This is a genomic window from Arthrobacter sp. A5 (assembly GCF_051131705.1).
GTDB lineage: Bacteria > Actinomycetota > Actinomycetes > Actinomycetales > Micrococcaceae > Arthrobacter_M.
Map to the genome: position 1 here is coordinate 3,035,207 of NZ_CP180316.1, position 24,242 is coordinate 3,059,448.

Here is a 24,242-nt window from a genome sequence, read left to right on the forward strand (position 1 = left end):
CCTACGTCCGTTTATACGTGACGGATTTACACCCCACTTCGGGGTTTCCCAAGCTGAATGGTGAAATGCCGATCCCGTAGATACACACTTTGTATGTACCTTCCTTGGTCACGTTCACGCTGGTGCTGTAACCGTGGTTCCCTGGCATTCCCATGATCTGGTTCACATCCGGTCTGCTTCCGTTGGCGACAAATGGGTAACCGATCCGGGTTCCATCCGGATAGCTGAGGTAGGTGTGGACCGCAATACTCGCGGCAGGCATGTCTCGATCCGCGGTCCATCCGTTTGCGCTAATCGTCGCCCCCTTAGCCGTTTGGCTAACTGACACCGAATCGAGGTATCCGACCGTCAGGGCGGCAACTCCGGTGTTCACGGTTTTACAGTCCAGCAGGCTATTACCCGTCGACAGCGGTGCAACAGCGAGGCCATACACACATACGCGATTGTCGCCGGCCGCGGAGACCGGGACTACGGCCTTGAAACCGTGCTTACCGGCAACACCAAACACCTGATTAACGCCCGGATATGCCTGATTCGCGGTAAAGGGGTAACTTTTTGTCGCACCGTCGGGGGACGTGACGTAAACATGCACCGGGATCGACGACGACGGCGCCCCGCCGTCATAGGACCAACCACTAACCGCAATCGACGCCGCGCCGACCGATTTCGTTACGATGGCCGAGTCCACATAACCAACAGGTGCGGGCGCGCCAGCGGCGAGCACATTCCGACAATCAAGCAGACTGTTACCGTAGGAAAACGCTGAGACCGCCAGACCATAGGTGCAAACACGATAGGATCCGGCCGCCGAGATCGGAACCACGGCTTTAAAACCGTGGTTGCCGGCAACACTGAACATCTGGTTCACGCCCGGATAGGCCTGATTAGCCGTAAACGGGTAGCTTTTTGTCGCACCGTCAGGGGACGTCACGTAAACATGGACCGGGATCGACGCCGACGGTGTCCCGCCGTCGTAGGACCACCCACTAACCGCAAGCGACGCGCCGCTCCCCGTTCGGGCGACGACAGCTGAGTCAACATACCCAACCGGCGATGGCGAACCATCAGCGAGCAATGTCTTACACCCCAATTGAGGATTGGCATTCTTGCCGATCGCGTAAACGCAGACCTCGTACTGGCCCGGCTGGGAAATTACCGTCGTTGCTTCGTAGCCGTGATTGGCACCGAACCCCATGACCTGAGCCACATCCGGGCGGGCAACGCCAGCGACGGTGGCGAAGCTGGTTTTTGTGCCATCGGGCGCTGTAACGTACACGTGGGCAGGTATGGCGGCCTTCGTGTCAGCCATGTCAATTGCCCAGCCGCGAACCTTCAACGAAACCTTGCTACCCGTTTTGGCCACAGTGACGCTGTCAATTACACCTTGTGGCATGGGCGGGCTGGCAATTATCCTGACCTGCGCCGACGTGCTGGAAATTGAATCCACGGACACCTTCGTTCCAGCATGGGTGGTGAAGGTGCTGCCGGCCTGCCAGGTGAGGTTCGGGTTGTAATACCCCGCGAACGGGCGCGTATTCGGCGGGAGGATCAGCGAGCTGGCCACGGTGGCGCCGCCGCGCTGTACTACTTTGACGCCCCGGTTGCCGTTGACCGCGAGCTTTGTGTCGTAACCGACAGGGAGGCGAAGTTCCAGGTAATAGACCTCACCGCTCTTCGGATCGGTGAATTTGACCGCCCGGTTTGCATCCGTGCCGGCCCAGGCTTTCAGGGTGTAACTCTTGGTCCCGGCTGCCACACCGGCATCAAAAATCTCGTTCCCCCGGCCAAAGCTGCCATAGTCCCAGAGGCTGGAGCTGATGGTGGGAAGATCCGGCTGGGCAAATCCCATCAGATCCATCGCGTCAGCGTATTCGCGGATGCTGCAGCTCGTATCGGCAAACCCGCCGGAGCCGTTCGATGCGACGTCGGAAGCGCCGCTGCCGCACTGCAGACTGTCCGCGTGCATGAGCCCGAGGACATGCCCGAACTCGTGAGCCATGACGTTATTGGAATACTGACCTGGCATCGGCATCAGAATCCGGCCTGTCAGGTTGCTCGCGCTCCCGCTCCAACCGGCGCCCAATGCACCTCCCGAAAGATTCGCCGTCGGGATGAAGACCACTAAGGCGGTATTGGACTGCGTAACCCAATTGAGCTCCCGCGTCACAGTGTCCATGATCTGCCCGTACGACTGGCCCGATGTAGCTGCTGAAGAGAAGCCGGTCACTGTGTTCACAACGGACATGGACAGCCTATTGTTGGACATCGTTTTCCAGTATGCGCTGGCGGCGTTGACGGCGTCGGTTGCTGCGTTAACCGGGATCGAAGCTGCCTGCGTCGATGTTTGGTCCGCGAGCTTGACTGTAACGAGCTTGACCTTGATGTCACCGGTTCGGGAGAGTTGGGATTCGCCCTGAACAGCATCGAGCGGAAGGGCATCAGGGCTCTCGGACCCCGGAATGCCCTTGGCGACCTTGGAAGGCGGGGTTTCGAAGGTGTGCTCTGATCTGGGGGTTCCCTCCACCTTTTCCACGGGAACGGTCCCCGGAGTGGGGGGTGTCGCCGCATCGGCAGAGGCGGCTGAGGGAGCCAGAAGGAGGGTCGCCGAGACGGTCAGGGCAATAAGGAGCCCACCGGCTTGTCGGATCGCATGCATTTGTTGTTCTTTCTGAAGGGCAGGGCAGGGCATTGAGACATGTCGGACCTCCCCCGTGATGCTGGGATGGGTGCACGGGTTCCTGAAACCTGAAACCGGTAGAGTCTCGATCGAATAGTACAGTCAAATTGGTCAAAGTGCTGTCACGAAGCAATGCTCTGCAGGAGCAGAATGTACTTGTCATTGACAGGAGACCTGCGCCATAAGAATTCGCGCCGGAATCATCACCCTCCGGCCCGGCATGTGCGGTCAAAGGCCGCACGCCGGATAGTGTGTTTGTAGTGGCCCGTCCTCGTGGGGTTCACGATGGGGAGAAATGAAGGGATCCTACTTTGAATCGTCGCACCACGGGACGATGGCACGCGCTGCTTGTTGCCTGCAGCATCGCTATGCTCACGGCGTGCTCGGCGACGGCGGAGCCCGGGTCAGTGCGAGGCGCCCTCACAGCTGTCGGCGCTGGAACCGGACAACGGGCGATGGATGGATGGCGGGACGGTTGGGTCAAGGAAAACAAACGAGTGTCCCTTGCGTTTTCCCCCGACGGCGCTGACGTTGGGAAGAAGGCGCTATTCTCCGGCACTGCATATTTTGCCGTCACGGATGCGCCCCTGACCACCGGGGACATCTCGGACTCTAAGGCGTTTTGCGGACCGCAGGGCGCCTTTGCCGTCCCGACGGCGATCATCCCCATCGCGGTCGCCTACAATCTCGGGAACGTGAAGGACTTGCACCTGGACGCGGAGTCCCTGGCCGGGATTTTCAGCGGAGACATTACGAATTGGCGGGATGCCCGGATTGTGGCGCAGAATCCGCACATCTCAATTCCGGACCGCAAAATCGTTCCCATTCATGCCGACGAGCCGTCCGCACTGACAGCGGCCTTTACTGCTTATCTGAACAAGAACGATGCGGGCGACTTGTCCCGCTCTCCCGGTGACACCCTCCCCGATGATACTGCCGGCCGTCGGGTAGACAAGCTTTCTGACCTGCCGCAGGCCCTCGACGATACGGCCGGATCCATTGGCTTCACAGACAGAGCATCCATCGGCACCCGTTTCAGTACGGCGCAACTGAAGTTTGGCTCGTCATACGGAAAGATGACAGACGACGCCCTCGATGCGTCGGTAGCAGCCGGCCAGCTGAGCGCGACCGCTGGCGGCGTGTCGATCTCCTTGGGTGACACCGATCAGGCGTACGCGCTCGGTGCCATAAATTATCAGGTCTTCTGCCACCAATATCAGCCCGAGGCCCTGGCAACGCTCGTGCAATCATGGGCGAAGTACGTGTTGAGTGATTCAGGACAGCGGGCGGCGGCAAATTCGGCAGCCGCAACTTCCCCCGGCCCGGCGGCGGTTGCATCATCCCTGCGCCTCGTCGATGCGATCACCGTCGGGGGCCGCTAGCCGGTGAACACAGCCTCATCCGCCCGACACGGCCTTTACATTGAACACCAGCATCGGAGATCCATGTCGACCGCCATCGGAAAGCAGGCCGGGACTGCGAATAAAACCCGGAGGTCACCCGCGGCAGTCTTCCTTGGGTTGTTCATATTTTTTTCGCTCGCGTTCAGCCTGTGGGCCGTGGCAACGCCGCTGATGGGCTACCCGGACGAACCAGCCCACACGATCAAGGCTGCGGCGGTTGTCAGGGGTGAGGTGACGGTTCCGCCGGGCCAGTCGTTCGGTCACGGTGTCCACGTCATCGTTCCGGCATACATCGCGAACCTGCCGGCTCAGACGTGCTTCGCTTTTCAGCGCGCAGTGCCGGCCGATTGCGCACCGCCGGTACCGGGCAACGACACCTATGACGCCATCGCGGTAACATCGGCCGGAACCTACAACCCCATGTATTACTGGATCGTGGGCCTGCCAAGCCTGGTGATGACCGGCGCCCCGGCTATCTATGCCATGCGCATTGTCAGTGCCCTGCTGTCGGCCGTCTTCTTCGCCGCCGGGTTTACGGCACTTCTGCAGCTCCGACGACCCGGGTGGCCCGTGATCGCCGCAGCCGTCGCCATAACCCCTATGACGCTGTTCCTGGGCTCCGGGATCAATCCAAATTCCATTGAAATAGGGACCACGGTCGCCCTCTTTTGCGGGCTACTGGTTGTGCTCGATAATTCCCGTGGGCTCGCCCGGGTCAGCCCTGCGATTCTGACCGTTGGAGCGTCCATAGCTGTCCTGGCGAACACGCGGTCGGTTTCCTTGGCATGGCTCCTCTGTGCCGTCGTCGTCGCCTTCCTCTTTTACCGCTGGCGCGATGTGGCGTCCCTGTTCCGCAATAGGTTAACACTCGTGACCATCGGTATCGCCGCCGTTGGAGTTGTTCTGGGGCTGGCATGGATGGTCCTGACCCTATCCACGCCGGCATCCAGCGGTGTGGCTCCGGAAGGCATCGCGAACGCCACTCACAACGTCGCCTCTTATCAGGCCTTTGTCACGATGCTGGACAGGACGTTTGACTTCATCACGCAATACATCGGCGTCATGGGCTGGCTGGATACGCCCGTGCCCCAGATGGTCCTCTCGTTCTGGAGCATGCTATTTGTTCTTGCGATCCTGCTCCCGCTGATCACCCGGCCGAGACGCCTGGCTTATGTTTTCGTAACGACCCTGCTAATGCTGGCTGTGGTGCCGGCTGTGATACAGGCCGTACTCGTCGGCAGTGTCGGATTCATCTGGCAAGGACGCTATTCGATGCCGCTGGTGATCATCACGCTGATCTCTGCCGGGATGGCTTTGCGCTGCCATCGGTTTTCCACATCTGCCCGGGCGCCAGTGCTGGGCAGGCTGTTCATAATTTCGGCCCTGGTCGCTCATGTGGCTTCGTTCGCCTACGTGCTGCGTCGGTATGTCGCGGGCATTCAGGATCTGAGCACTTGGCAGACAATGATCAGTCATCCCTCATGGCAGCCCCCGCTCGGTTGGCCGGTGCTCACCATCCTCTATGCAGCGCTCCTCACAGTGGCGGCCCGTTCGTTGTACAGCTATCTATTCCCAGGGTTCGAGTTGTTTGTCCGGCCGCGGCACCGCGCCAAGGCAGCCGCCCCGGACGTCCGGCCAAGAGTGAACCCTGCCGCCGACGCCCGGAGCGAGCCCGCCTGATCGCGCTCCCGTTCCTCAGGTGGGTCCGGGGCCTACCGGCCCAGGTACTCCCGCAACCGCAGGCCGGCATCCGCCGGGGCGAATCCCGAAGCTTTGATTTTCCCAAGATCCAGCGCGCTGTTGAGCGGCCGCGGTGCGGCTTCCTTCCCGGCAAAGTACTTGCCGGTGTCAACGCCAGTGACCGCGTCCCTGTCGGCTCCGGAGATCTCATAGACGTCGGCGGCGATGTCCGCCCACGACTGGGGGGCGCCATCGTTGCTGAGGTTGTAGGTGCCGTACGTGGCCCCTGAATCCAACAGATGCCTGATTCCCGCGGCGATGTCTTCTGTGAAGCTCAGCCGGCCGATCTGGTCGTTGACCACAGAAGGCCTGACGCCGCGTCCGGCCAGGTTTGCCATCGTCCGGACGAAGTTATTGCCCTCCCCGATGACCCAGCTGGTGCGCACGAGGTAATGCCGTGGAACTACACCGACGACGGCGTCGCCGGCGGCCTTGGTCTGTCCGTAGACCCCCAGTGGTGTAAACGGTTCGGTCTCGGAATGCAGCGCCTGATTGCCATCGAATACGTAATCACTGGAAACATGGACCAACGTCACCCCGTAGTCGGTCGCGACTCTCGCCAGCCGGGTCACAGCGGTGACGTTGAGTGCCCACGCCGCCGCCCTGCCCTCCTGCGTTTCGGCGGTGTCGACGGCGGTGTACGCTGCCGCGTTGATGATGCTGGTGTAATTCTTCCAGTTCCGGCCCGTGTAGGACGCGTCAACGGTGAGATCAAAGTCCGCACGGCCGGCGAACTCCACCGAGGCGTCCCCGGCATAGGCCTTCCGCAGAGCCTTGCCCAGCTGTCCGTCCGCTCCCAGCACCAAGGTCTTTTTCCCGGGCATGGGCGTTACATCTGGCAGACGGGGGTGTGACTTGTCCTTGTCCGAAAGCTCGGCGTTTCCCAGCGGTATCGGCCAGGCAATATTAGCCGTCTCGTCAGCCAGGTTCAGGAAAGTGTATTGCCCCTGCGCGTCCGCGCTCCAATGATCGTTGACCAGATAGGAATAGGCGGTGTTGTCCTCCAGCGTCTGGAAAGCATTCCCCACCCCACGCGGAATGAAAATGGCCTGACTGGCGTCCAGTTCCGTGCTGAAGACCGCGCCAAAGGAAGGGCCCTCGCGGAGGTCCACCCAGGCGCCGAAGATCCTACCCGTCGCCACGGAGACATATTTGTCCCACGGCTCCGCATGGATACCGCGTGTGGTGCCGGCCTTTTCGTTGAAGGAAATGTTGTTCTGGACCGGGGTGAAGTCCGGCAGGCCAAGTGCCAGCATTTTCTCCCGTTGCCAGTTTTCCTTGAACCAGCCCCGGTTGTCGCCGTGCACGGGCAGGTCGTACACCACGACGCCGGGAATCGCCGTTTCGGTGGCTCTGAGCTTTTTGGAAAATTCAATGGTCATGGCTACTGGCCCTGCACCTGGTACTTGGCTTCGGTCGCAGCCTTTTGCGGGCGCCACCATTCCTCATGCTTCCGGTACCAGGCAATCGTGTCTTCGATGCCGGCGTCGAAGTTGGCGAATTTCGGGACCCAGCCCAGTTCACTGCGGAGCTTGGACGAGTCGATGGCGTAGCGCAGATCGTGCCCGGGCCGGTCTGTCACATGGTCGTAGGCGTCCTCGGGTAGTCCCATGTGGGTGAGGATCTGCTCCACCACGTCCTTATTGTTTTTCTCGCCGTCCGCTCCGATCAGGTATGTCTCGCCGGTCACTCCCTTGTCCAGAATGGTCAGGACCGCGGCGGAGTGGTCGTTGGCATGGATCCAATCCCTGACGTTCTCACCGGCTCCGTAGAGCTTGGGGCGGATTCCGTCGATGACGTTGGTGATCTGACGCGGGATGAATTTCTCCACATGCTGATACGGGCCGTAGTTGTTGGAACAGTTACTGATCGTGGCCTGCAGCCCGAAGGAGCGCACCCACGCGCGGACCAGCAGATCCGAACCGGCTTTCGTGGACGAGTACGGACTGGACGGGTTGTACGGCGTGCTTTCCGTGAAACGCTCCGGATCCTCAAGCTCCAGGTCGCCGTAGACCTCGTCCGTGGAGATGTGGTGGAACCGTTTGTTGTGCTTGCGGGCCGCTTCGATCAGCGTGTACGTGCCGATGATATTTGTATCCAGAAACGGCCGGGGGTCATGCAGGGAATTGTCATTGTGGGATTCGGCTGCGTAGTGCACGACGACGTCGGCAGCGGCCGTGAGCCTGTCCGTCAGCGAGCCGTCGCAGATGTCCCCCTGGACAAAACTGAAGCGTTCAGCGGGCAGTCCGGCCAGGGATGCCAGGTTTCCTGCATATGTCAGTTTGTCCAGCACGGTGACATGATGGTCCGTATTGTCGAGGACATAGTGAACGAAATTCGATCCGATGAAGCCGGCGCCGCCGGTGACAAGAATTTTCTGCATGCCTATCAAGGTACCCGTTCGCGCGTGCCGGTGCGCAGCCGGGGCACTGACGCGGTAGCCCCGGAAGCCCGGCAAATTCCCGCAGGTGAACCTCCGGCCGGTGTCGGACGCGGCAGCAGCCCGCACTCGTCTTTGGCCTTGCTGCTGCCCCATTAGCAACTTCAGCCACCTCCGGTTTATGGTACATATGAACATCGGAGCGTGGTCTCGCGGTCGGTGACTTCCATGAAATCCGAGGTTATTCGTGCAAACATTCAAGGCTGCCCCCTGCCTGATTGCGGCCAGTGTGGCACTCACGCTGTTCGTCGGAGGGCAAACGGCGTCCGCCGCGCCGACCCCGCCGCCTCCGCCACGTCCGGGCACCGCTGCGACGTCCGCCCCACCGGCCGGGACACCGTCGCCTTCCCCGGCGCCGCCGCCGGCTTCGCCGTCGAAACCTGCGCCGTCGACTCCTACGCCGAAGGCAGCGACTCCGGCGGGCGGCCCGTCTGCGCCAGCGGCTTCCCCGGGGGCTGCGTCGGCCGATCCACACCAGCGACCCATAGGAGGCGGCGCCGTCATGGGAGGGGCCGGTGCCGGCGGGGTCCCGGAGGCGGGCAGCGCGGCCAGGCTTGCCGCGCCGCAGGGGATCGCCGCTTCAGGCAGCGAGCCCTCCGTCGCCGAGCAGCCGAACGGGACCCAAGGAAATCCGTTGGGGCTGGATGTCAGCGGCTGGCAGCAGAATGTCGATTGGAATTCGGTCCGGAACCGCGGAGCGCGTTTCGCCTACATAAAGTCGTCGGAAGGTCCGTGGGCGCTCAATGATTACTTTGGCCAGCAATACAAGGGCGCTGCCAACGCCGGGCTGATCCGCGGAAGTTATCACTTTGCCCGGCCGAATCTGTCCAGCGGCGCATCCCAGGCACAGGTCATGCTGTCCAGCGGCGGCGGCTGGAGCGCCGACGGCAAAACGATGCCGCCTGCGCTGGATATCGAGGACAATCCCTATGACGACGGCACCGGGAAGTGCTATGGCCTCAGCCCGGCACAAATGGCCTCTTGGGTCAACGACTTTGTCACGACCATTTCCCGGAACACGAACAAGGCCGCCGTTATCTACACGGGCTACTATTTCTGGCAGGACTGCCTGGGCGGGACCACCCGGTTCGCGCAAACGAACCCGCTGTGGATCGCCGCCTATTATGCGTCCAGCCCCTGGATGCCGGGGGGCTGGCCGCAGCACACCATCTGGCAGTACGCCGACGGGTATGCCGACGCTGGTCAAACACGGACAGCAACGTTCCCCGGGGATCAGAATGTCTTCAATGGCACCATGGATCAGCTGCGGAAACTCGCCGGAGCTCCGAACAACACTTCGGTCGGCCCTGTCGGGGCTGTCGGGTTGATCCCGGGCGCCACCCTGATCTCCGGAAAGTGGGCCGGTGACGGCAAGTCCTATATCGGCTGGTACAAGGATTCCTTCTGGTGCCTGCAGATGCCGGCTGCGGAGCGCAAGTGCTTCTACTTCGGCAGTCCCGGTGACAAACCCGTGGTTGGCGACTGGGACGGTGACGGCACGGATTCCATCGGTATAGTGCGTAACGGTTCGTGGCAGCTGACCAACAGCGTCAACAGTCTGACCGTGGACATTGTCCAGAACTATGGTGTGGGGTCGGACAGTCCGATTGTCGGAGACTGGAACGGCGACGGTAAGACAACTATCGGCATCTTCCGCAGCGGCAGCTGGCAGCTGACCAATTCACAGAGCGGGAGACCGGGCGTCGACATTGTATCCAATTACGGCATCCCCTCCGACACCCCCCTCATTGGTGACTGGAATGGAGATGGCAAGGATACTTTCGGGGTCTGGCGGTCCGGCATATTTTGGCTATCCGACAACGCGCAAAGTCCTGTGGTGAAATACGTCTTTCCCTATGGAGTTTCGACGGACCGGCCCACGGTCGGCGACTGGGACGGTAACGGTAAGTCGACTGTGGGGATCGTCCGCGGCAATGGCTGGCAGCTGACGAATAACCTCGGGACCCTCGCGGTGGATTCGGTCCGGCAGTAGACCGGTCCGGGCAGCAGGGGGATCAGGCCGCCTGCTGCGCTGACCGCTTCGATGCCTTGGTTCTGCGTGCCGCTTCCAAGAGGGCGCGAAAAATCATCAGACGCGCCTGGAGGATCCGGCGGAGCGAACGCCATCCGGTCGGCGTCACGTTGTTGCCGTGCAGACGGCGCAAAAGCGTCGGTTCGTCGAGATGGGCCATGGAGCCTGCCACATTGCCGCAGAGCGCGAGCCACAGGTCATGGGACTCCTGCAGATAGGACGGAACTGGCGTGAAGACCCGGGCCTGGGCACGCGTCATCGCCATGCCGCAGCCATAGTATGGCCTGTACCCGACCAAAATACCGGCGATATTCCGGGCGTGGTGCCCTGAATCGGCGGCCCGGAGCAGCGGAACCTTACCTCTGTCGCCGTCGTCCAGAACAGCAAAGTTGCTGGCGACGACGTCCGCCCCCTGCAGCGCCCGCAGCATGACCGCCAGCCGCCCCGGAAGCCAGACGTCGTCCTGGTCCGCCAGAAAGACGTACTCACCCTTGCTGGCGAGCACCGCCTGTTCGAAGGACCGCACGTAGCCTTGGTTTTGTACCCCCTGCAGCACCGTGATGCGGTCATCGCTAAAGGTCCGGACTACCTCAACCGTCGTATCGGGGGACGCATCGTCGACGATCACCAGTTCATCGTTCGGTCCGAGCTGGCGCATTATCGACTCAATCTGTTCCGCCACATATTCCGCGCCGTTGTATGTCGCCATGCAGATGCTGGCCCGAATGCCCAGGGACGTATCCTCATGCTGCGCGTTCATGGTTCCACTTCTCCGTCGGACGATGATGCGGCGCTGACGCCGCGGCAGAGGGGTACCTGCCGTTGACTACTTTAGGCGATCGGCGATGCCGCTCCGCTTTCCCGTAAGATCATTTGAGACCTCCACCAGTCAAGGACCAAAGCACCGAATGAAGACCGTATTACTGCGCCTGTCGGGTTTCACAGTGCTGCCATTGCTGTCTTTGATCACGCCGCTGCTCCTGCTGCCCGTCATAGCGGGATTCGTGGGTCCGGGCGGAATTTCCAGCGTCATATCCGGTCAGGCGATCGGAACCTTCGGAGCCACGGTGCTCATGTGGGGCTGGAACGTGGACGGACCGGTCGCCATCGCGCGCGCCCACGACGCTCGGAGCCGCGGTGCCGTCTATCTGAAAAGTATCCGCACCCGGCTGGTCCTGTTGGTTCTGGTTCTTCCCGTCTCCGCGGCCATTGCCGCCGCCGTGGCGGTGCCCGGGTTCCGTGTTGAAGCAGTGAGCATGGCGTGGGCTGCCGTGCTGGCCGGCATGTCGCCCGCATGGTTCTGCATCGGATTGGGACAGCCCCGGCTGCTGGCACTTTACGACACGATCCCCAGATTTATCGCAACGGCGCTCGCCGCGCCGCTGCTGTTGCTCACGCATCAACTGTGGAACTACACCGCAATTCTCGCCCTAGCCACCGTGGCGACCCTGATCATGTTCCACCGCAGATTCTCGCGGGACGGTCAGTGGCTCCCGACTTCGCTGGCAAATACCTTGCGGGAACTGAAAAGCCAAGGCCACACGGCAGGCATAAATCTCGCCGGAAACGCCTACGCATCGACACCGACGCCGATTGCCACCGTCACCTCCCCGCCGGTGGCCTCGGGCAGCCTCGCGACGGCTGATACCTTGTACCGGTTCGGGCTGTTCACCGTGGTGGCGCTGGGCAACGCCTTTCAGAGCTGGACGATTGAGCGGGGCATCAGCAACGGCCGTCAGCGGCACATCGCCGCGATCTGGGCCCATGCCGGGCTCGGCCTGGCAGGTGCCGTCATTCTGACGGCGCTGGGGCCCTTCGTCAGCAATGTCCTGTTTGCCGGTCAGATCCAGGCCACCACCCAGGTCTGTTTTTTCTACGGCATTGCTTTTCTGTTCCTCTCGGCCAGCACCCCCTTTATCCGCAATTTGCTGATTCCGGCGGGCCAGAAGGCCCTGATCCTTCGGTGGACCCTGGTTTCAGCGGTACTGGGTGTGGCAGCGATGCTGGCCGCGGGTCTCACCGGAAATACCCCCGGAATAGCGCTTGGCATGGCGCTGAGCGAAGTCGTACTTTTTGCCTCGCTGCTGGCTCCATCACTGCGCGTACTCAATGATGAGAGGAACCATCACCATGTACCATGAAGACCAGTCCGATGTCGTCGTGGCCGTCATCGCGGCCTTCCGTCCCAAGGACAATCTGGCTGACACTGTCCGTGCACTCGCGGAGCAAGTGAGCCACGTTGTCGTCGTCGACGACGGATCCCCGCAGGGCTCCGAAGATGTCCTCACCTCCATTGAAGCGGCGGGAGCCACCGTGCTCCGCCAGGAGCCCAACGCAGGTATCGCGGCAACCCTCAATGCCGGGGTGCACTACGCCGAGAAAGCCTGGGATCCGAAGTATTTTCTCACTTTGGACCAGGATTCAGCGGTTACCGGCCGGTACGTGGAGCTGGCCCTGACATGCCTTACCGAGGCGGGATCCGCCGATCTGGAGATCGGATTTGTCTGCTCCGCGGCCTACAGCGGGCATCCGACGCCGAAGCTAAGGATCGGGGGCGGCCCGGCTGAAGCCTTTGACCCGATGCAGTCCGGATTCTTCATTCCGCGCTCGACGTGGCAACGCGTCGGTTATTTTGCGGAATCGTTTTTTATCGACGGGGTTGACTCCGACTTCACGATGCGGTGCCGTGACGCCGGCCTGAGAGTTGTCATCGGCCGCGGCTGCACGCTGGAACACGATCTGGGGGAACGCGGCCACGCCACGTTGTTCGGGCGGAGAGTCAGCGTTTTCGGGCGTGACATTTCCTACAACTATCATTCACCCAGCCGGGTCTATTACATCTGCCGCAACGGGACAGTCCTCAGCAGAAGGTACGCGTTGAAGGCGCCTGGCTGGGTTGCCCGCAGACTGCTGGAAGAATCCAAGGCACACATCCTGCGGCTGCTCTTTAGCCCGGGCAGGCGCGCCCTGGCGATGGCTGCAGCCGCTGGGTTCCGTGACGCTGTCAACGGACGCATGGGACGGATGCCTGCTTCGCTCGAGGACCGCCTGCATTAATGACACGCACGGCGGGGGCAGGTGGGCACGGTACTGCCTCCCGGCCGGGGCACCGGCACTTGATATAGTTTGGACATCATGGAAACTCCCCCCACCGCGCGCGCTCTCGTTATCATGCCCGCATGGAATGAAGCCGAATCCGTTGGTTCGACAGTTGCGGAAGTTTTGGCCGTGAGTAATCACTATGACGTCCTGGTGGTCAATGACGGATCCTCCGACGACACCGCAGCCATCGCTACCCGCGCAGGAGCCACGGTCCTCAATCTTCCCTTCAATCTGGGGGTCGGGGGGGCCATGCGCGCGGGCTTCAAATATGCCCGGCGTCTGGGTTATCATCAGGTGATTCAGGTCGATTCCGATGGCCAGCACGATCCGACGAACATCGCCGAAGTTCTCGCCGGGCTGGACCGCGCTGATATTTCCATCGGAGCTCGCTTCGCCGAACGTGGCGATTATGCGGTGAAGGGGCCCCGGAAATGGGCCATGCAATTCCTGGCGAGCGTTATTTCATCCCTGGCCAAGACCCGGCTGACCGATGTCACCAGCGGCTTCCGTGCGGCGAACGACCGCGCCATCAGCCAGTATCTGGACCACTACCCCGCCGAGTATCTGGGCGACACGATTGATTCCCTGGTCGTGGCTGTCCGATCCGGTTGCACCGTGACCCAGGTACCAGTCGAAATGAGACCACGGCAAGGCGGAAAACCGAGCCACAATCCGGTAAAAGCCGCCATGTACCTGGGTCGTTCGGTTTTCGCCCTGCTGTTTGCGCTGACCCGTAGGCGATCTTCGGTTGTCGCGCCGCGTGAAGAAAGTGCGGAAGCCTAGATTATGGGAAACATCGCAGCCTTTCTGTTGGCGCTTGCCATCCTGGCCATCGTCGTCGATATGTTGCGCCGCAAGAAGCTACGCGAAAAATACGCCGTTCTCTGGCTGGTGGTCGGGGTTGCGACCGTCGTGCTGGCGGCGTTTCCCCGCCTGCTGAACATTGTGGCGGAAATCGTCGGAGTACAGATACCATCCAACTTGTTGTTTGCCATGAGTATTTTGATGCTGCTCGGTGTGTGCCTGCATCTGTCGTGGGAGATTTCTGTCGTCGAGGATGAGACACGCACTTTGGCCGAAGAAGTCGCCATCCTACGGACACAGGTTGAACACTTGGCAGCCGATCATTCTCCAAATGTTCCTGAGCAGCTGATTCTCAGGACCGATACTGCTAACGAAAGCACCGACAACTAAATGCCTTTGGATATTTTTATTCCCTACTGGGGCGACCCCGCCTTCATGAAAGAAACCGTTGCCAGCGTTCTGGCGCAGAAAAACGGCGACTGGCTCCTGACCGTGGTGGATGATGCCTACCCCAGTCAGGAAATCCCCGACTTCATGGCGGGCATCAGCGACCCCCGGGTGAAATATATCCGTAAAGACCGAAACGAAGGCATTACCGCCAACTACCGGACCTGCGTGTCGTTGGTTGATCAGGAAATCATGGTCATTCTGGGCTGCGATGACGTCCTACTGCCAAATTACGTCGACGTCATCCTCGACGCGCACCGCCGTTTTCCGGACGCGGCGATAATCCAGCCCGGCGTGCAGGTAATCAATGAACACAGTGTGGTGGTTTCGACCCTTACGGACACCATTAAGCAGCGCCTTGTCCGTCCGAGGGGAAACGGGCGGCAGGTAATCTCAGGAGAAGTGCTGGCCACCAACCTGATGCATGGGGACTGGCTTTACTGGCCGGCTCTGGCCTTTCGGACGGAAAAGATCCGCGAGGTGGATTTCCGGGAGGGTTTTCCGATCATCCAGGATCTGGCACTGATCATGGACATGGTCTACCGAGGCGACCAACTACTGATTGACCCCACATTGTGTTTTTCATACCGCCGCCATTCCAACAGTGCCTCATCGACAAAGCTCGTCGATGGGTCGCGCTTCGCCGGTGAACGCGAGTATTTTTCCGTCGCCGCGGCGCAGGCAGACGAGCTGGGCTGGAACCGCGCAGCATTGGCCGCCAGGCTGCGCATCACGTCCCGGGCACATGCCCTGTCCCTGCTTCCAAGGGCCGTTGGCAGCAGGCACACCACAGCCATCCGGGCCCTCGTCCGCCACACATTCGGCAGCTGACTGCCCGCAACGAAAGGTCCAATGTGACTACTCCTTCATCCTCAGCGCGACCTGGCGGAACCGTCCTTGTCACGGGCGGAGCCGGTTTCATCGGCTGTGCCATCTCCGCCGCTCTTATGGAATCCTTTGACCGCGTGGTCGTCGTAGACAGCCTGCATCCGCAAATCCATGCCAGCGGCCGCAGACCTCCCGAGCTGGCGGCAGCGGCAGAACTGATTGTCCGCGACGTGACCGAAGCGGCCACCTGGGATGACGTCCTTGCAAGGGTCACGCCCGACGTGGTTGTCCATCTCGCCGCCGAAACGGGTACGGCGCAATCCCTAAATGAGTCCACGAGGCATACGCACGTCAATGTGGTGGGGACATCCCAGCTCCTTGACGGTCTTAATCGCCACCACAAGCTCCCCCGGCGGATCGTTCTGTCATCCAGTCGTGCCGTGTATGGGGAAGGGGCCTGGCGCCGTGCCGACGGCAAGCTGTTCTACCCCGGCCAGCGCACCAGCGTGACGCTCGAAAAGGGCGAATGGGACTTCCCAGGTGCGGAACCGGTTGCCATGAATGCCGCACAGACGTTCCCGGCGCCGGTCAGTGTTTACGGCGCCACCAAACTGGCGCAGGAAAACATTCTGCAGGCCTGGGCAAAGTCGTATGACGTGGAGACGGTCATTCTCCGGCTCCAGAATGTCTACGGCCCGGGGCAATCCCTGATCAACCCGTATACCGGCATTATGAGCCTCTTCTGCCGGATGGCTATGGGCGGGAAATCAATTCCACTCTATGAGGACGGAGATGTCCGCCGGGACTTCATTCTGATTGACGACGTAGCCTCGGCCATCTTAGCCGGTGCGCTCAGCACCACGGTCCGGGGCACCCCCATCGATATTGGCTCCGGTGAGTTCCAGACTATCGGCACGGCAGCCGGACTGATTGCGCGGCATTACAACGCGCCGCAGCCACACGTCACTGGCCAATACCGGCAGGGAGACGTCCGGCATGCCTGGGCCGATGTATCCGCCGCGGCGGACGTTCTCGGCTGGACGCCGCAATACAGTCTTACCCAGGGAATTGACCTCCTGGCCGACTGGATCGACGCCCAGCCCGACGTTCAGCCCGCATAGCGCCCGGCTGGACCAAAGGATATGACACACCGGAGAACAGCGGCCGTTGTCTCGCTCTACAACCCGGACGCCAGTGTTCTGGACAACGTGGGCGCGCTACTCCGGCAGGTCGACGTCGTCATTGCCGTCGATGACGGCAGTTCCGACGATCCGACGTGGGTGCTGGCGCAGCTGGCCACACTCGGCTGCCGGATTGTGCGGCTGGCCACCAATTCCGGCATCGCCGCGGCGCTGAATGCGGGCATTGCCGCGGTGTGCGCGGACCGCGCCGCAGTCCCGGCGTTCATCCTCACAATGGACCAGGACTCCCGGATTGAAACCGGGTACGTGGACAAGCTGGTGACGGCATTCGACCAGGCAACTGCGGCCGATGTCGCGGTAGGAATGGTGGCGCCCGGGCGCATTCGGGGACTGGGTACCCGGCGTTCGGGTCATGTCGGCCCGGTCGTGCTGGGCGGCGAACCAATTCAGTCCGGACTGCTGATACCGGTGACAGTCTTGGACCGTTTGGGCCCACTGATGAGCGAACTGTTTATCGATGGCGTGGACACTGAGTTTTATCTGCGGTGCCGTACAGCAGGCTACCAGGTGGTGATCGCCGAAACAGCTGGCCTGGACCACTCGCTGGGGAGCATGCGTCCGGTGGAGTTTTTGGGTTGGCAACCGGCCCTTGGCGGAAAACCGGTCTTGGTCAGGACCGCCGCAGCCTACCGGTATTACTATATTTTCCGCAACCGCCAACTTCTGGTCAACAGGTACTGGCTGCGGCAGCCCGGATGGGCCGTCAAGGGAATACTGGCCGACTGTCGGCATCTCATGATTGTTAGTCTGCTCGTGCCCGGACGCTTGGAGCGCCTCAAAAACGTCGTCGCGGGAGCACGCGACGGACGCCACCGGGTGACCGGTCCACGTTTGGCTCGATAACGGCTCGGCGGTGTCAATACAACCTCACCTTGGGCCCACAGACGCCGTGTACAGCCGGTGGGCACCTTCAACAGCCAGCTCTCTAGCCCAAGGACATCTTCCCGTGGATAGTGTATCCGTAGTTCGGTCTCGGGTCGGGGAATCCGTCCCTTATCCTCATACGCCGAAAAGAGCAGCCGCGTCCTCGCGTTCGCGGCGGATCTTCCGCGCGGCACTGCTTTTTGTTGCCGTTTTTACTGCCGTGGTACTGGCGCGCGAAAGCGGTCCCGCGACCGGATATTGGCTGCTGGGTCTCGCCGGAGTTCTGGTCCTGCTGATTCCCTCCTCCCCCATCCTGTCGCAGCGGATCCTCATCAACATGCTCGTTGCCCGGGGGCTGGTTCCGTTGTCCTGGTGGATTCCTGAACAGTTATTCGGCACCGCCCACGGGACCATTTTGCTCGCCGGCACTTTTGCTGGCCTATCCGCCTGGATTGCGCTCGGAGATCACGCGGTGGGACTACCAGTCGCATTTCAGCATCTATTACATGCTTCGCAGTCGTGGTTCCGTAGTACCCATGGTGCAGGGGCCTGCGGCCGGCGGCAACTGGGCTTTTTCGGAATATCCGCAGGGATTCCATGCGGTGCTGGCCACCCTCGCTGAAATACTACGCCCGACGGCATCGACCCTGGATGCGGAGCTGGTCTCGTTCATTAACCTGCAGGCAGTTGTGAGCATTCTGACCGTCGTCCTGGTCATCGCCGGTCTCTGCTCGCTGCCCGTCGTGCGGCAACGAGCCGCCGTCCTCACTCCTGTCATTGCCGCCGCCTCCGCTGCCTGGGTGCTCGGGCCGGGTGCCATTCCTGTCTACGAAGGATTCGCTAACTTTTACTTGGCCTGCGGTCTCGCGGCCGGAGCCGTTCTGGCCATTCTTTCGTTCGGACGAAGGGTTCCGCTGGCTGGCGTCGCCGCAGTGGCCGCAGGGCTGGCCGGTGTGTGCCATAACTGGCTGCTGCTCACCAGTCTGATCGCCGTCGTCGTCACCATGACTTTAGGACAGTTGATCAACGACCGGCATCTGCACACCAAGGGCTGGTGGGCTGCTTGTTTTTGTTTCGTTGCACTTGCCTGCACTGGAATAGGACTTTCGGTCCTGCAGGTTGCACCACTGCTGAACCAGACTCAGAATATTTTGGCGGCTTCGGGCGGCATTGCCGAACCGGACTTCGGCTGGGCCCTCGCCACCGTCGGGGCAGTACTAGCACTGGGAGCGGCCAACGTTGCCTCTCCAAATCTAACAGGACAGCAGCCCGGATCCGCCGCCAAGCCGGTATGGCGGGTCTGGGGCTCCTACTCCCTGTTGGGGTCTGTATTGTGCTTGCCTACGGCCAGATTCAGCATTCCGGAACCATCTCGTATTACTTCTATAAGTATCTGATTGCGGCCGAACTCTTCGCCTGGGTTCTTATGGAACACGCCCGCCAGCGTGCGGTATCTCTTGGACAGCGGCCGGCTGGGGCAGGAGCACGAAATCGATCTATCTCCCGGCGGATAACGGCCTTGACCCGATTCTTGCCTCCCGCTGGGAACTCGGGCTGAGCGGAGCTGCCACGTCAATGAACATTGAGCTGACCGGGCTCCTCGCGGAGCTATCGAAGGACTATGCCAAGGCCCCGGAAGTGGCTGCCGGCATCCTGCGCACTAATCCTGGGCCGTCGGTCATCGTTGATCCGGAAATATACGGAGCAGTACAAAGCCACCTGGCGGGGACTCCCCTGGCCGTCCGCGTCATCAGCGCCGGCAGATCCTGAACGCTCAGAACCGTCCTCAGGTCCGGCGTTTTGCAATCGCCATGATGGGCTTCTCAACCAACAGCCAGCTGGCAGTGGCAAAGGGAATGGTGGCTGCCGCGGCGGCAACTGTGAACCACCACACCCCCCAGTGGTAGGCGCCGAAAACTGCCAGCAGCTGCTGGACCGGAAAAGCGTAGATGTATGCACCATAGGAAATATCGTGACGCAGAACGAGCCTCGGGCTCGGAAGCCACGTCGACACCCAGAGCAGGAGGTAAGCGATGAACGGTGCAGCGAGCTGATTGCCGAAGCCGTCCAATCCGAAAACACACCCGGCAGCCAACACTAAGGCCGCCACGCCGCCCTGCCAGTTGAGGCCAATGCGGCGGGCAAACACCTTGACCACGGCACCGCCCAAAAAGTACGGGACAAGTCTGGAAAGCATATTGAAATCGAAATTGTTCTGCAGATAGGGATCAAGCCGGGCTATATTGGCCCAGACAAGCACACTGAGAAGAAACGCGGCAAGAATGGGCCACGGCGATTTCCGCACGAGTGCTAATGAACCGAGCAGCGCGATCAGCAGGTAACACAGGAACTCGAAGTACAAGGTCCACAGTGATCCGTTCCACGCTCCCGGGTAGGGGACGCCGGCAGGAGTGCCCGCTATGTCGTAGCTGCTGATTTTGAGGAACATGTTTGCGAAGACCGAGTTGGCCGGCGTCGTGGGGGTCTGAAAAAACCCGTGCAGGGAAGAGTGCTGGGCCACGTAGGCAATGGGCGCAAATGCTCCAGCCATGACGAGCAGGCAGACGAGAAACGCCGGAAAAATTCTGGCGGCTCTGTGGACCAGATACGGCCCAATGTTGTTGTTGAACCTGCTGCCCGTAATCAAGTAGCCGCTGATGCCGAAGAATCCGGCAACCGCCCAGCCGCCAAGGTTCTCGCCCTTAAAGCCCGGCCCGGTCCCCGCGCCCACGACGAAGAAACTGTGGGCAAAGAGCACCATGAAAGCCAAAATCAGCCGGATAAGGTTCAGGCTGTTATTCCGAGGGTCCAGGGGTTTACCGAACAGCATCTTCGGCAGTTCCCTCGGCTTCACACCAAGCGCAGTCAATTTGTTCCCGTCTTTTGCTGGTTCTGGCCCTCACATCCTATCGCGGCGCACCGGTTGACCTTGCTCAGCCCCGTTTTTGCTGTGTCTGGCATCTACGGGATGATGGAAACATGCGCGGAATCATACTTGCCGGCGGTACCGGCTCCCGGCTTCACCCCATCACCCTCGGCATCAGCAAGCAGCTGGTGCCGGTCTATGACAAGCCGATGATCTATTATCCTTTGTCCACCCTGATCTTGGCAGGCATCACAGACATTCTGATCATCACCACTCCGCACGACGCAGAGCAGTTTGAACGCCTCCTGGGCGACGGAAGCATGTTCGGCGTTTCGTTAACTTATGTGCAGCAGCCGTCTCCCGACGGCTTGGCCCAGGCCTTCATCCTGGGAGCGGAGCACATCGGTCAGGAATCCGTGGCCCTGGTCCTAGGGGACAATATCTTTTACGGCCAGGGCATGGGCACCCAACTGCGGCGTTTCGAAAACATCGACGGCGGGGCCGTTTTCGGCTACTGGGTAGCCGACCCGACAGCGTACGGGGTCGTCGAATTCGACAGCACCGGCAAGGCGATTTCCCTGGAGGAGAAGCCGGCGAAGCCTAAGAGCCATTACGCCGTGCCGGGCCTTTACTTCTATGACAACGACGTCGTCGAGATAGCCAAAGACCTTCAGCCCTCCCCGCGCGGCGAGCTGGAAATCACCGACGTCAACCGGACCTACCTCGAACGCGGGAAACTGCAGGTGGAAATTCTACCCAGGGGCACGGCTTGGCTGGATACCGGCACCTTCGACTCCCTTAACGACGCCTCCAACTTTGTCCGGACCGTTGAACACCGGCAGGGTCTAAAGATCGGCGCACCAGAGGAAATCGCCTGGCGCCAGGGTTTCCTCACGAGCGATGAATTGCGGGAGCGCGCGGAGCCACTGGTCAAGGGCGGGTACGGCGCGTACCTGCTGGGGCTGCTGGAGCAGTAGTCAGCTGCAGTCGGTACCGCAAAAAGCGTGGCCGTCCCTGCGTCGGGTCCTCGCGGCTGAGTGCCGTCGTTCACTCATGCCCGACTAACGGCAGGCGGTGAGCCTGTAGAGTGCCGCATCGCCCCGCTGTTCAACGAGGGTCACAACACCGGCGGCTTCGAGATTCATCAAACCGGGCGTGGGGTGGGAGCCGTCATTGACCTCCTCGGTGCCAAAGTCCAGCACATACCGGACGTTGAGGTTGCGCACGGCCGGGCACACCGCTGGATTAGTATTGGCGTCCCTGAGGCCGCTGTAGATGATCGCATCGTCAGCGCTTATTGGACTCAGAACATGCAACTGCAGGGTCTTGCGGTCCGCGAGCGCGTAGGCAAGGGCGCTACCGTTCCAGGGGTTGGCGGCGATGATCGAATCCGGCGGGACAATGCGGTCCAGATCGCCCAGAATGGCCCTCTCGTCCGCCGTGAGCAGCTGCGAATCCGGCCGAAGCTGATAATTGATGCGTGCCCTGCCGGCGGAATAATCCATGCTGCCGGACTGTGCAAGAAGCGCGATGACGGTCAGCGCGATGACGGAAAACCCGGCAGCGGACGCTGCCGTGCGCCTGCGGGCGGCCGGTGTGCCGGCGTCGATCAGCTTGGCTCTGAGCGGGCGCCAGAGGCATCGTCTACACCATTCCCACAGCCAGATAGCGCCCGCTGCTGCCGGAAGCAGCGTGGCGGCAGGTAGTAACGCCGCCAACCGGAAACTGTCGTTGTACCAGGTACCCGTGGCGAAGTTCCGGAGATCCCCGGGGTGGAAACCGGACACGAGGATAAAAAGGATGGAGGCGACGGCGAATAAGCCCAGGATCCACCAGGTCTTCCTCCGTCGGGCCAGCACCACCAGGCCAACAACAAGAAACGCGGTCAGAAGGACAGCAGGGGGACGGGCCATGGGCGAGCTGGTCAGGATCTCGAAGATGGCGCGCCGGTAGGAGTGGATGGGCGGCCAGAAAGCTGCGTCGGCCGGGGGCCGCAGGACGTCCCACAGGACAGTGAATACAGTTGCCCCGGCAAGCAGCAGCAGTGTCCATAGCAGGAACGGGCGGCGGCTGGCCGGCCAGCTGGCTCTCCATCGCCGGGCCGCCCGAATATAGAGGTAGCAGAGCGCAGGCAGCAAAAATACCAAGAATGCCATTGTCGTGCTTGGATGTGCAATGGAAATCCCGGGAACGGCCAGGATCAGCGCCATTCCCGTCACGGGCCGGCTGAAGTCCGGAACCTTTGATAACCCAAGGGTCTGCACGCCGAGCGCCAGCACTCCCGGCAGCAGGGCGATGGACAGCAGGTTAGGGTAGAGCACCCCGAAATCGACCATCAGAATGGGAAAGGCGCCGAAACCCGCCGACAGTACGCCGGTGAGCAGGGCCGCGTGCATCTTCTGCCCGAAGACCTGCTGACAGAAGTAGACGCATCCCAGCGGCCAGACCAGCGCCCCGATGGCAAGGTTCGCAGCATTTACGGCGACCGGAATGGATGCGCCCGAAAGCTGTCCCACCAGGGCAGCGAAGGCATGCCAGGCGGCAGGGTAGAACGGGATCCCGGTCATGCCGCCGATTGTCAGCGATGATGCCTGTCCGGTCTGGTAAATGTACTGGATGGCGTTCAGATGGAATATATTGTCAAATGTCTGCGAAATACTGTCCGGGGAACCAAAGACAAAGAGCAGCCGCGCGCCGATAATCAGGGCCCCCAGCGCCACGCCGGCGACGGCGGAGTAAAAGCGCCTGTCAAACCGGCGCCGGCCTGTTTCGTCCGGCCAGGTGCGCGCCAGCACCTTCCTGGCCGCCCATGCCATGGCAGTTGCAAGACCAGCCAGGACCGCCACCGGAACGATGGACCAGGAATAGCCAAGGACGGGACCCGCCACCGCAGCCACGGCAATCAGCGAAACTGACATCACTGGAGCCAACGCAAATAGCGCAAACCCCCGCGCCCGGAGACCCCACGCCAGGAGCGCACCCGGCAGGAGAAGAACAAGCACAGCAATGGTTATCGCCGGTACTGCTGATAACCATGTCATGGCTGGCTGACTCCTTAGGGGTAGAACGGATCCACTGCACGGGCTCCTGGATCGTCAGCTTTCCGCGGACCGCCGGCGTAGTTCGGTAACAACGTCGTGCACCTCGCCGTCCATGATGACCTGGCCGTGCTCCAGCAAAACCGCGCGCTCACATACCGTGGCGACCAGATCCAGGTCATGGCTGACGACAAAGAGCGTCTTGCCGGCCGCGCCGAGCTCCCTGATTTTGGCGATGCACTTTCGCTGGAACGGCTCGTCCCCCACGGCAAGGATTTCGTCGATCAGGAAGACCTCGGGATCCGTGTGGACGGCAATGGAGAATGCCAGCCGAACATACATGCCCGAGGAATAGAACTTCACCTCCGTGTCAATGAATTCGCCGATTTCGGAGAACTCCACGATCGAGTCAAACATCGTATCGATTTGAGACTCCGTCATGCCGAGAATGGCGCCGTTGAGGTAGACGTTGTCGCGCCCGCTCAGGTCGTGGTGGAACCCGGCGCCCACCTCTATCAGGCCGGCCACCCGCCCGCGGGTCCGTACGGAGCCGCTGTCGGGTTGCAGGACGCCGGAAATGAGTTTGAGCAGCGTCGACTTGCCGGAGCCGTTAAGGCCCAGCAGGGCCACCGTTTCGCCCTGCCCCACGTGCAGGGAGACGTTCTTGAGCGCATCGAATTTCTTCGACAGATCGCCGCGGCGTCCGCGGAGCAGCCACACCAGGGCTTCCTTCAACGACCGGGTGTGCCGGAGGACAAACTCCTTGCGCACGTTTTCCACCGTGATGGCCGTACTGATG

The 24,242-nt window shown here is 61.3% G+C and carries 20 protein-coding genes; 13 read left to right on the forward strand and 7 right to left on the reverse strand.

Going from position 1 to position 24,242, the window contains the following annotated elements; genetic code table 11:
* Window position 1: 1 nt before the first annotated feature.
* A complete protein-coding gene (locus ACLLJI_RS14355) occupies window positions 2-2,689 on the reverse strand; it encodes a M12 family metallo-peptidase (protein ID WP_434613466.1) in 2,688 nt (895 codons plus the stop codon).
* A 356-nt stretch (window positions 2,690-3,045) separates the two neighbouring features.
* Here ACLLJI_RS14355 and ACLLJI_RS14360 point away from each other — a divergent pair, with 356 nt between their 5' ends.
* Both ACLLJI_RS14360 and ACLLJI_RS14365 read left to right on the forward strand, forming a co-directional pair.
* Entirely contained in the window at window positions 3,046-4,059 is a 1,014-nt protein-coding gene (locus tag ACLLJI_RS14360; RefSeq protein ID WP_283560340.1) for a substrate-binding domain-containing protein, read from the forward strand.
* Between the two features lie 63 nt (window positions 4,060-4,122).
* Entirely contained in the window at window positions 4,123-5,760 is a 1,638-nt protein-coding gene (locus ACLLJI_RS14365; RefSeq protein WP_434613469.1) for a DUF2142 domain-containing protein, read from the forward strand.
* 32 nt (window positions 5,761-5,792) lie between these two features.
* Here ACLLJI_RS14365 and ACLLJI_RS14370 read toward each other — a convergent pair whose 3' ends face one another.
* Both ACLLJI_RS14370 and rfbB read right to left on the reverse strand, forming a co-directional pair.
* Window positions 5,793-7,202, reverse strand: coding sequence for a sugar nucleotide-binding protein (locus ACLLJI_RS14370; RefSeq protein ID WP_434613472.1), 1,410 nt, complete (start codon window positions 7,200-7,202; stop codon window positions 5,793-5,795).
* A gap of 2 nt (window positions 7,203-7,204) precedes the next feature.
* A complete protein-coding gene (rfbB, locus tag ACLLJI_RS14375) occupies window positions 7,205-8,203 on the reverse strand; it encodes a dTDP-glucose 4,6-dehydratase (RefSeq protein ID WP_434613475.1) in 999 nt (332 codons plus the stop codon).
* Window positions 8,204-8,762: 559 nt separating this feature from the next.
* Here rfbB and ACLLJI_RS14380 point away from each other — a divergent pair.
* Window positions 8,763-10,253 (forward strand): GH25 family lysozyme, encoded by a 1,491-nt coding sequence (locus ACLLJI_RS14380; protein WP_434613478.1) that lies wholly within the window; start codon window positions 8,763-8,765, stop codon window positions 10,251-10,253.
* 22 nt (window positions 10,254-10,275) lie between these two features.
* Here the strand turns inward: ACLLJI_RS14380 and ACLLJI_RS14385 are convergent, their stop codons facing one another.
* Entirely contained in the window at window positions 10,276-11,052 is a 777-nt protein-coding gene (locus ACLLJI_RS14385) for a glycosyltransferase (RefSeq protein WP_434613481.1), read from the reverse strand.
* Window positions 11,053-11,200: 148 nt separating this feature from the next.
* Here ACLLJI_RS14385 and ACLLJI_RS14390 point away from each other — a divergent pair, with 148 nt between their 5' ends.
* The 9 genes from ACLLJI_RS14390 to ACLLJI_RS14430 all read left to right on the forward strand — a co-directional run bounded on the left by ACLLJI_RS14390 (window position 11,201) and on the right by ACLLJI_RS14430 (window position 19,309).
* Window positions 11,201-12,433 carry a polysaccharide biosynthesis protein gene (locus ACLLJI_RS14390; RefSeq protein WP_434613484.1) on the forward strand — a complete coding sequence of 411 codons (1,233 nt, stop codon included), beginning with the start codon at window positions 11,201-11,203 and terminating at the stop codon, window positions 12,431-12,433.
* Window positions 12,423-13,349, forward strand: a complete 927-nt coding sequence (locus tag ACLLJI_RS14395) for a glycosyltransferase (protein WP_434613487.1) — start codon at window positions 12,423-12,425, stop codon at window positions 13,347-13,349. Before ACLLJI_RS14390 ends, ACLLJI_RS14395 begins: the two co-directional genes overlap by 11 nt.
* 78 nt (window positions 13,350-13,427) lie before the next feature.
* Window positions 13,428-14,177, forward strand: coding sequence for a glycosyltransferase family 2 protein (locus ACLLJI_RS14400; protein ID WP_434621554.1), 750 nt, complete (start codon window positions 13,428-13,430; stop codon window positions 14,175-14,177).
* 3 nt (window positions 14,178-14,180) lie between these two features.
* The gene (locus tag ACLLJI_RS14405) at window positions 14,181-14,588 is read left to right on the forward strand and encodes a DUF2304 domain-containing protein (protein WP_434613490.1); all 408 of its coding nucleotides are present in this window, start codon (window positions 14,181-14,183) and stop codon (window positions 14,586-14,588) included.
* Window positions 14,589-15,476, forward strand: coding sequence for a glycosyltransferase family 2 protein (locus ACLLJI_RS14410; RefSeq protein WP_434613493.1), 888 nt, complete (start codon window positions 14,589-14,591; stop codon window positions 15,474-15,476). It begins immediately after the preceding gene.
* A gap of 23 nt (window positions 15,477-15,499) precedes the next feature.
* The gene (locus ACLLJI_RS14415; protein ID WP_434613496.1) at window positions 15,500-16,594 is read left to right on the forward strand and encodes an NAD-dependent epimerase/dehydratase family protein; all 1,095 of its coding nucleotides are present in this window, start codon (window positions 15,500-15,502) and stop codon (window positions 16,592-16,594) included.
* A gap of 21 nt (window positions 16,595-16,615) precedes the next feature.
* Window positions 16,616-17,518 (forward strand): glycosyltransferase, encoded by a 903-nt coding sequence (locus tag ACLLJI_RS14420; RefSeq protein WP_434613499.1) that lies wholly within the window; start codon window positions 16,616-16,618, stop codon window positions 17,516-17,518.
* Window positions 17,519-18,075: 557 nt separating this feature from the next.
* Complete coding sequence (locus tag ACLLJI_RS14425; protein WP_434613502.1) at window positions 18,076-18,936, forward strand: hypothetical protein; 861 nt, start codon at window positions 18,076-18,078, stop codon at window positions 18,934-18,936.
* Between the two features lie 178 nt (window positions 18,937-19,114).
* Window positions 19,115-19,309: a hypothetical protein gene (locus ACLLJI_RS14430; RefSeq protein WP_434613505.1), complete on the forward strand. Its 195-nt coding sequence runs from the start codon at window positions 19,115-19,117 to the stop codon at window positions 19,307-19,309.
* Between the two features lie 16 nt (window positions 19,310-19,325).
* On the opposite strand, the gene ACLLJI_RS14435 is transcribed toward ACLLJI_RS14430, so the two are convergent.
* Entirely contained in the window at window positions 19,326-20,408 is a 1,083-nt protein-coding gene (locus ACLLJI_RS14435) for an acyltransferase family protein (protein ID WP_434613508.1), read from the reverse strand.
* 110 nt (window positions 20,409-20,518) lie between these two features.
* On the opposite strand from ACLLJI_RS14435, the gene rfbA reads away from it, so the two are divergent.
* Complete coding sequence (rfbA, locus tag ACLLJI_RS14440) at window positions 20,519-21,382, forward strand: glucose-1-phosphate thymidylyltransferase RfbA (protein ID WP_434613511.1); 864 nt, start codon at window positions 20,519-20,521, stop codon at window positions 21,380-21,382.
* A gap of 84 nt (window positions 21,383-21,466) precedes the next feature.
* Here the strand turns inward: rfbA and ACLLJI_RS14445 are convergent, their stop codons facing one another.
* Both ACLLJI_RS14445 and ACLLJI_RS14450 read right to left on the reverse strand, forming a co-directional pair.
* Entirely contained in the window at window positions 21,467-23,446 is a 1,980-nt protein-coding gene (locus tag ACLLJI_RS14445; RefSeq protein WP_434613514.1) for a DUF6541 family protein, read from the reverse strand.
* A 54-nt stretch (window positions 23,447-23,500) separates the two neighbouring features.
* Window positions 23,501-24,241, reverse strand: a complete 741-nt coding sequence (locus tag ACLLJI_RS14450) for an ABC transporter ATP-binding protein (RefSeq protein ID WP_434621557.1) — start codon at window positions 24,239-24,241, stop codon at window positions 23,501-23,503.
* Window position 24,242 lies beyond the last annotated feature (1 nt).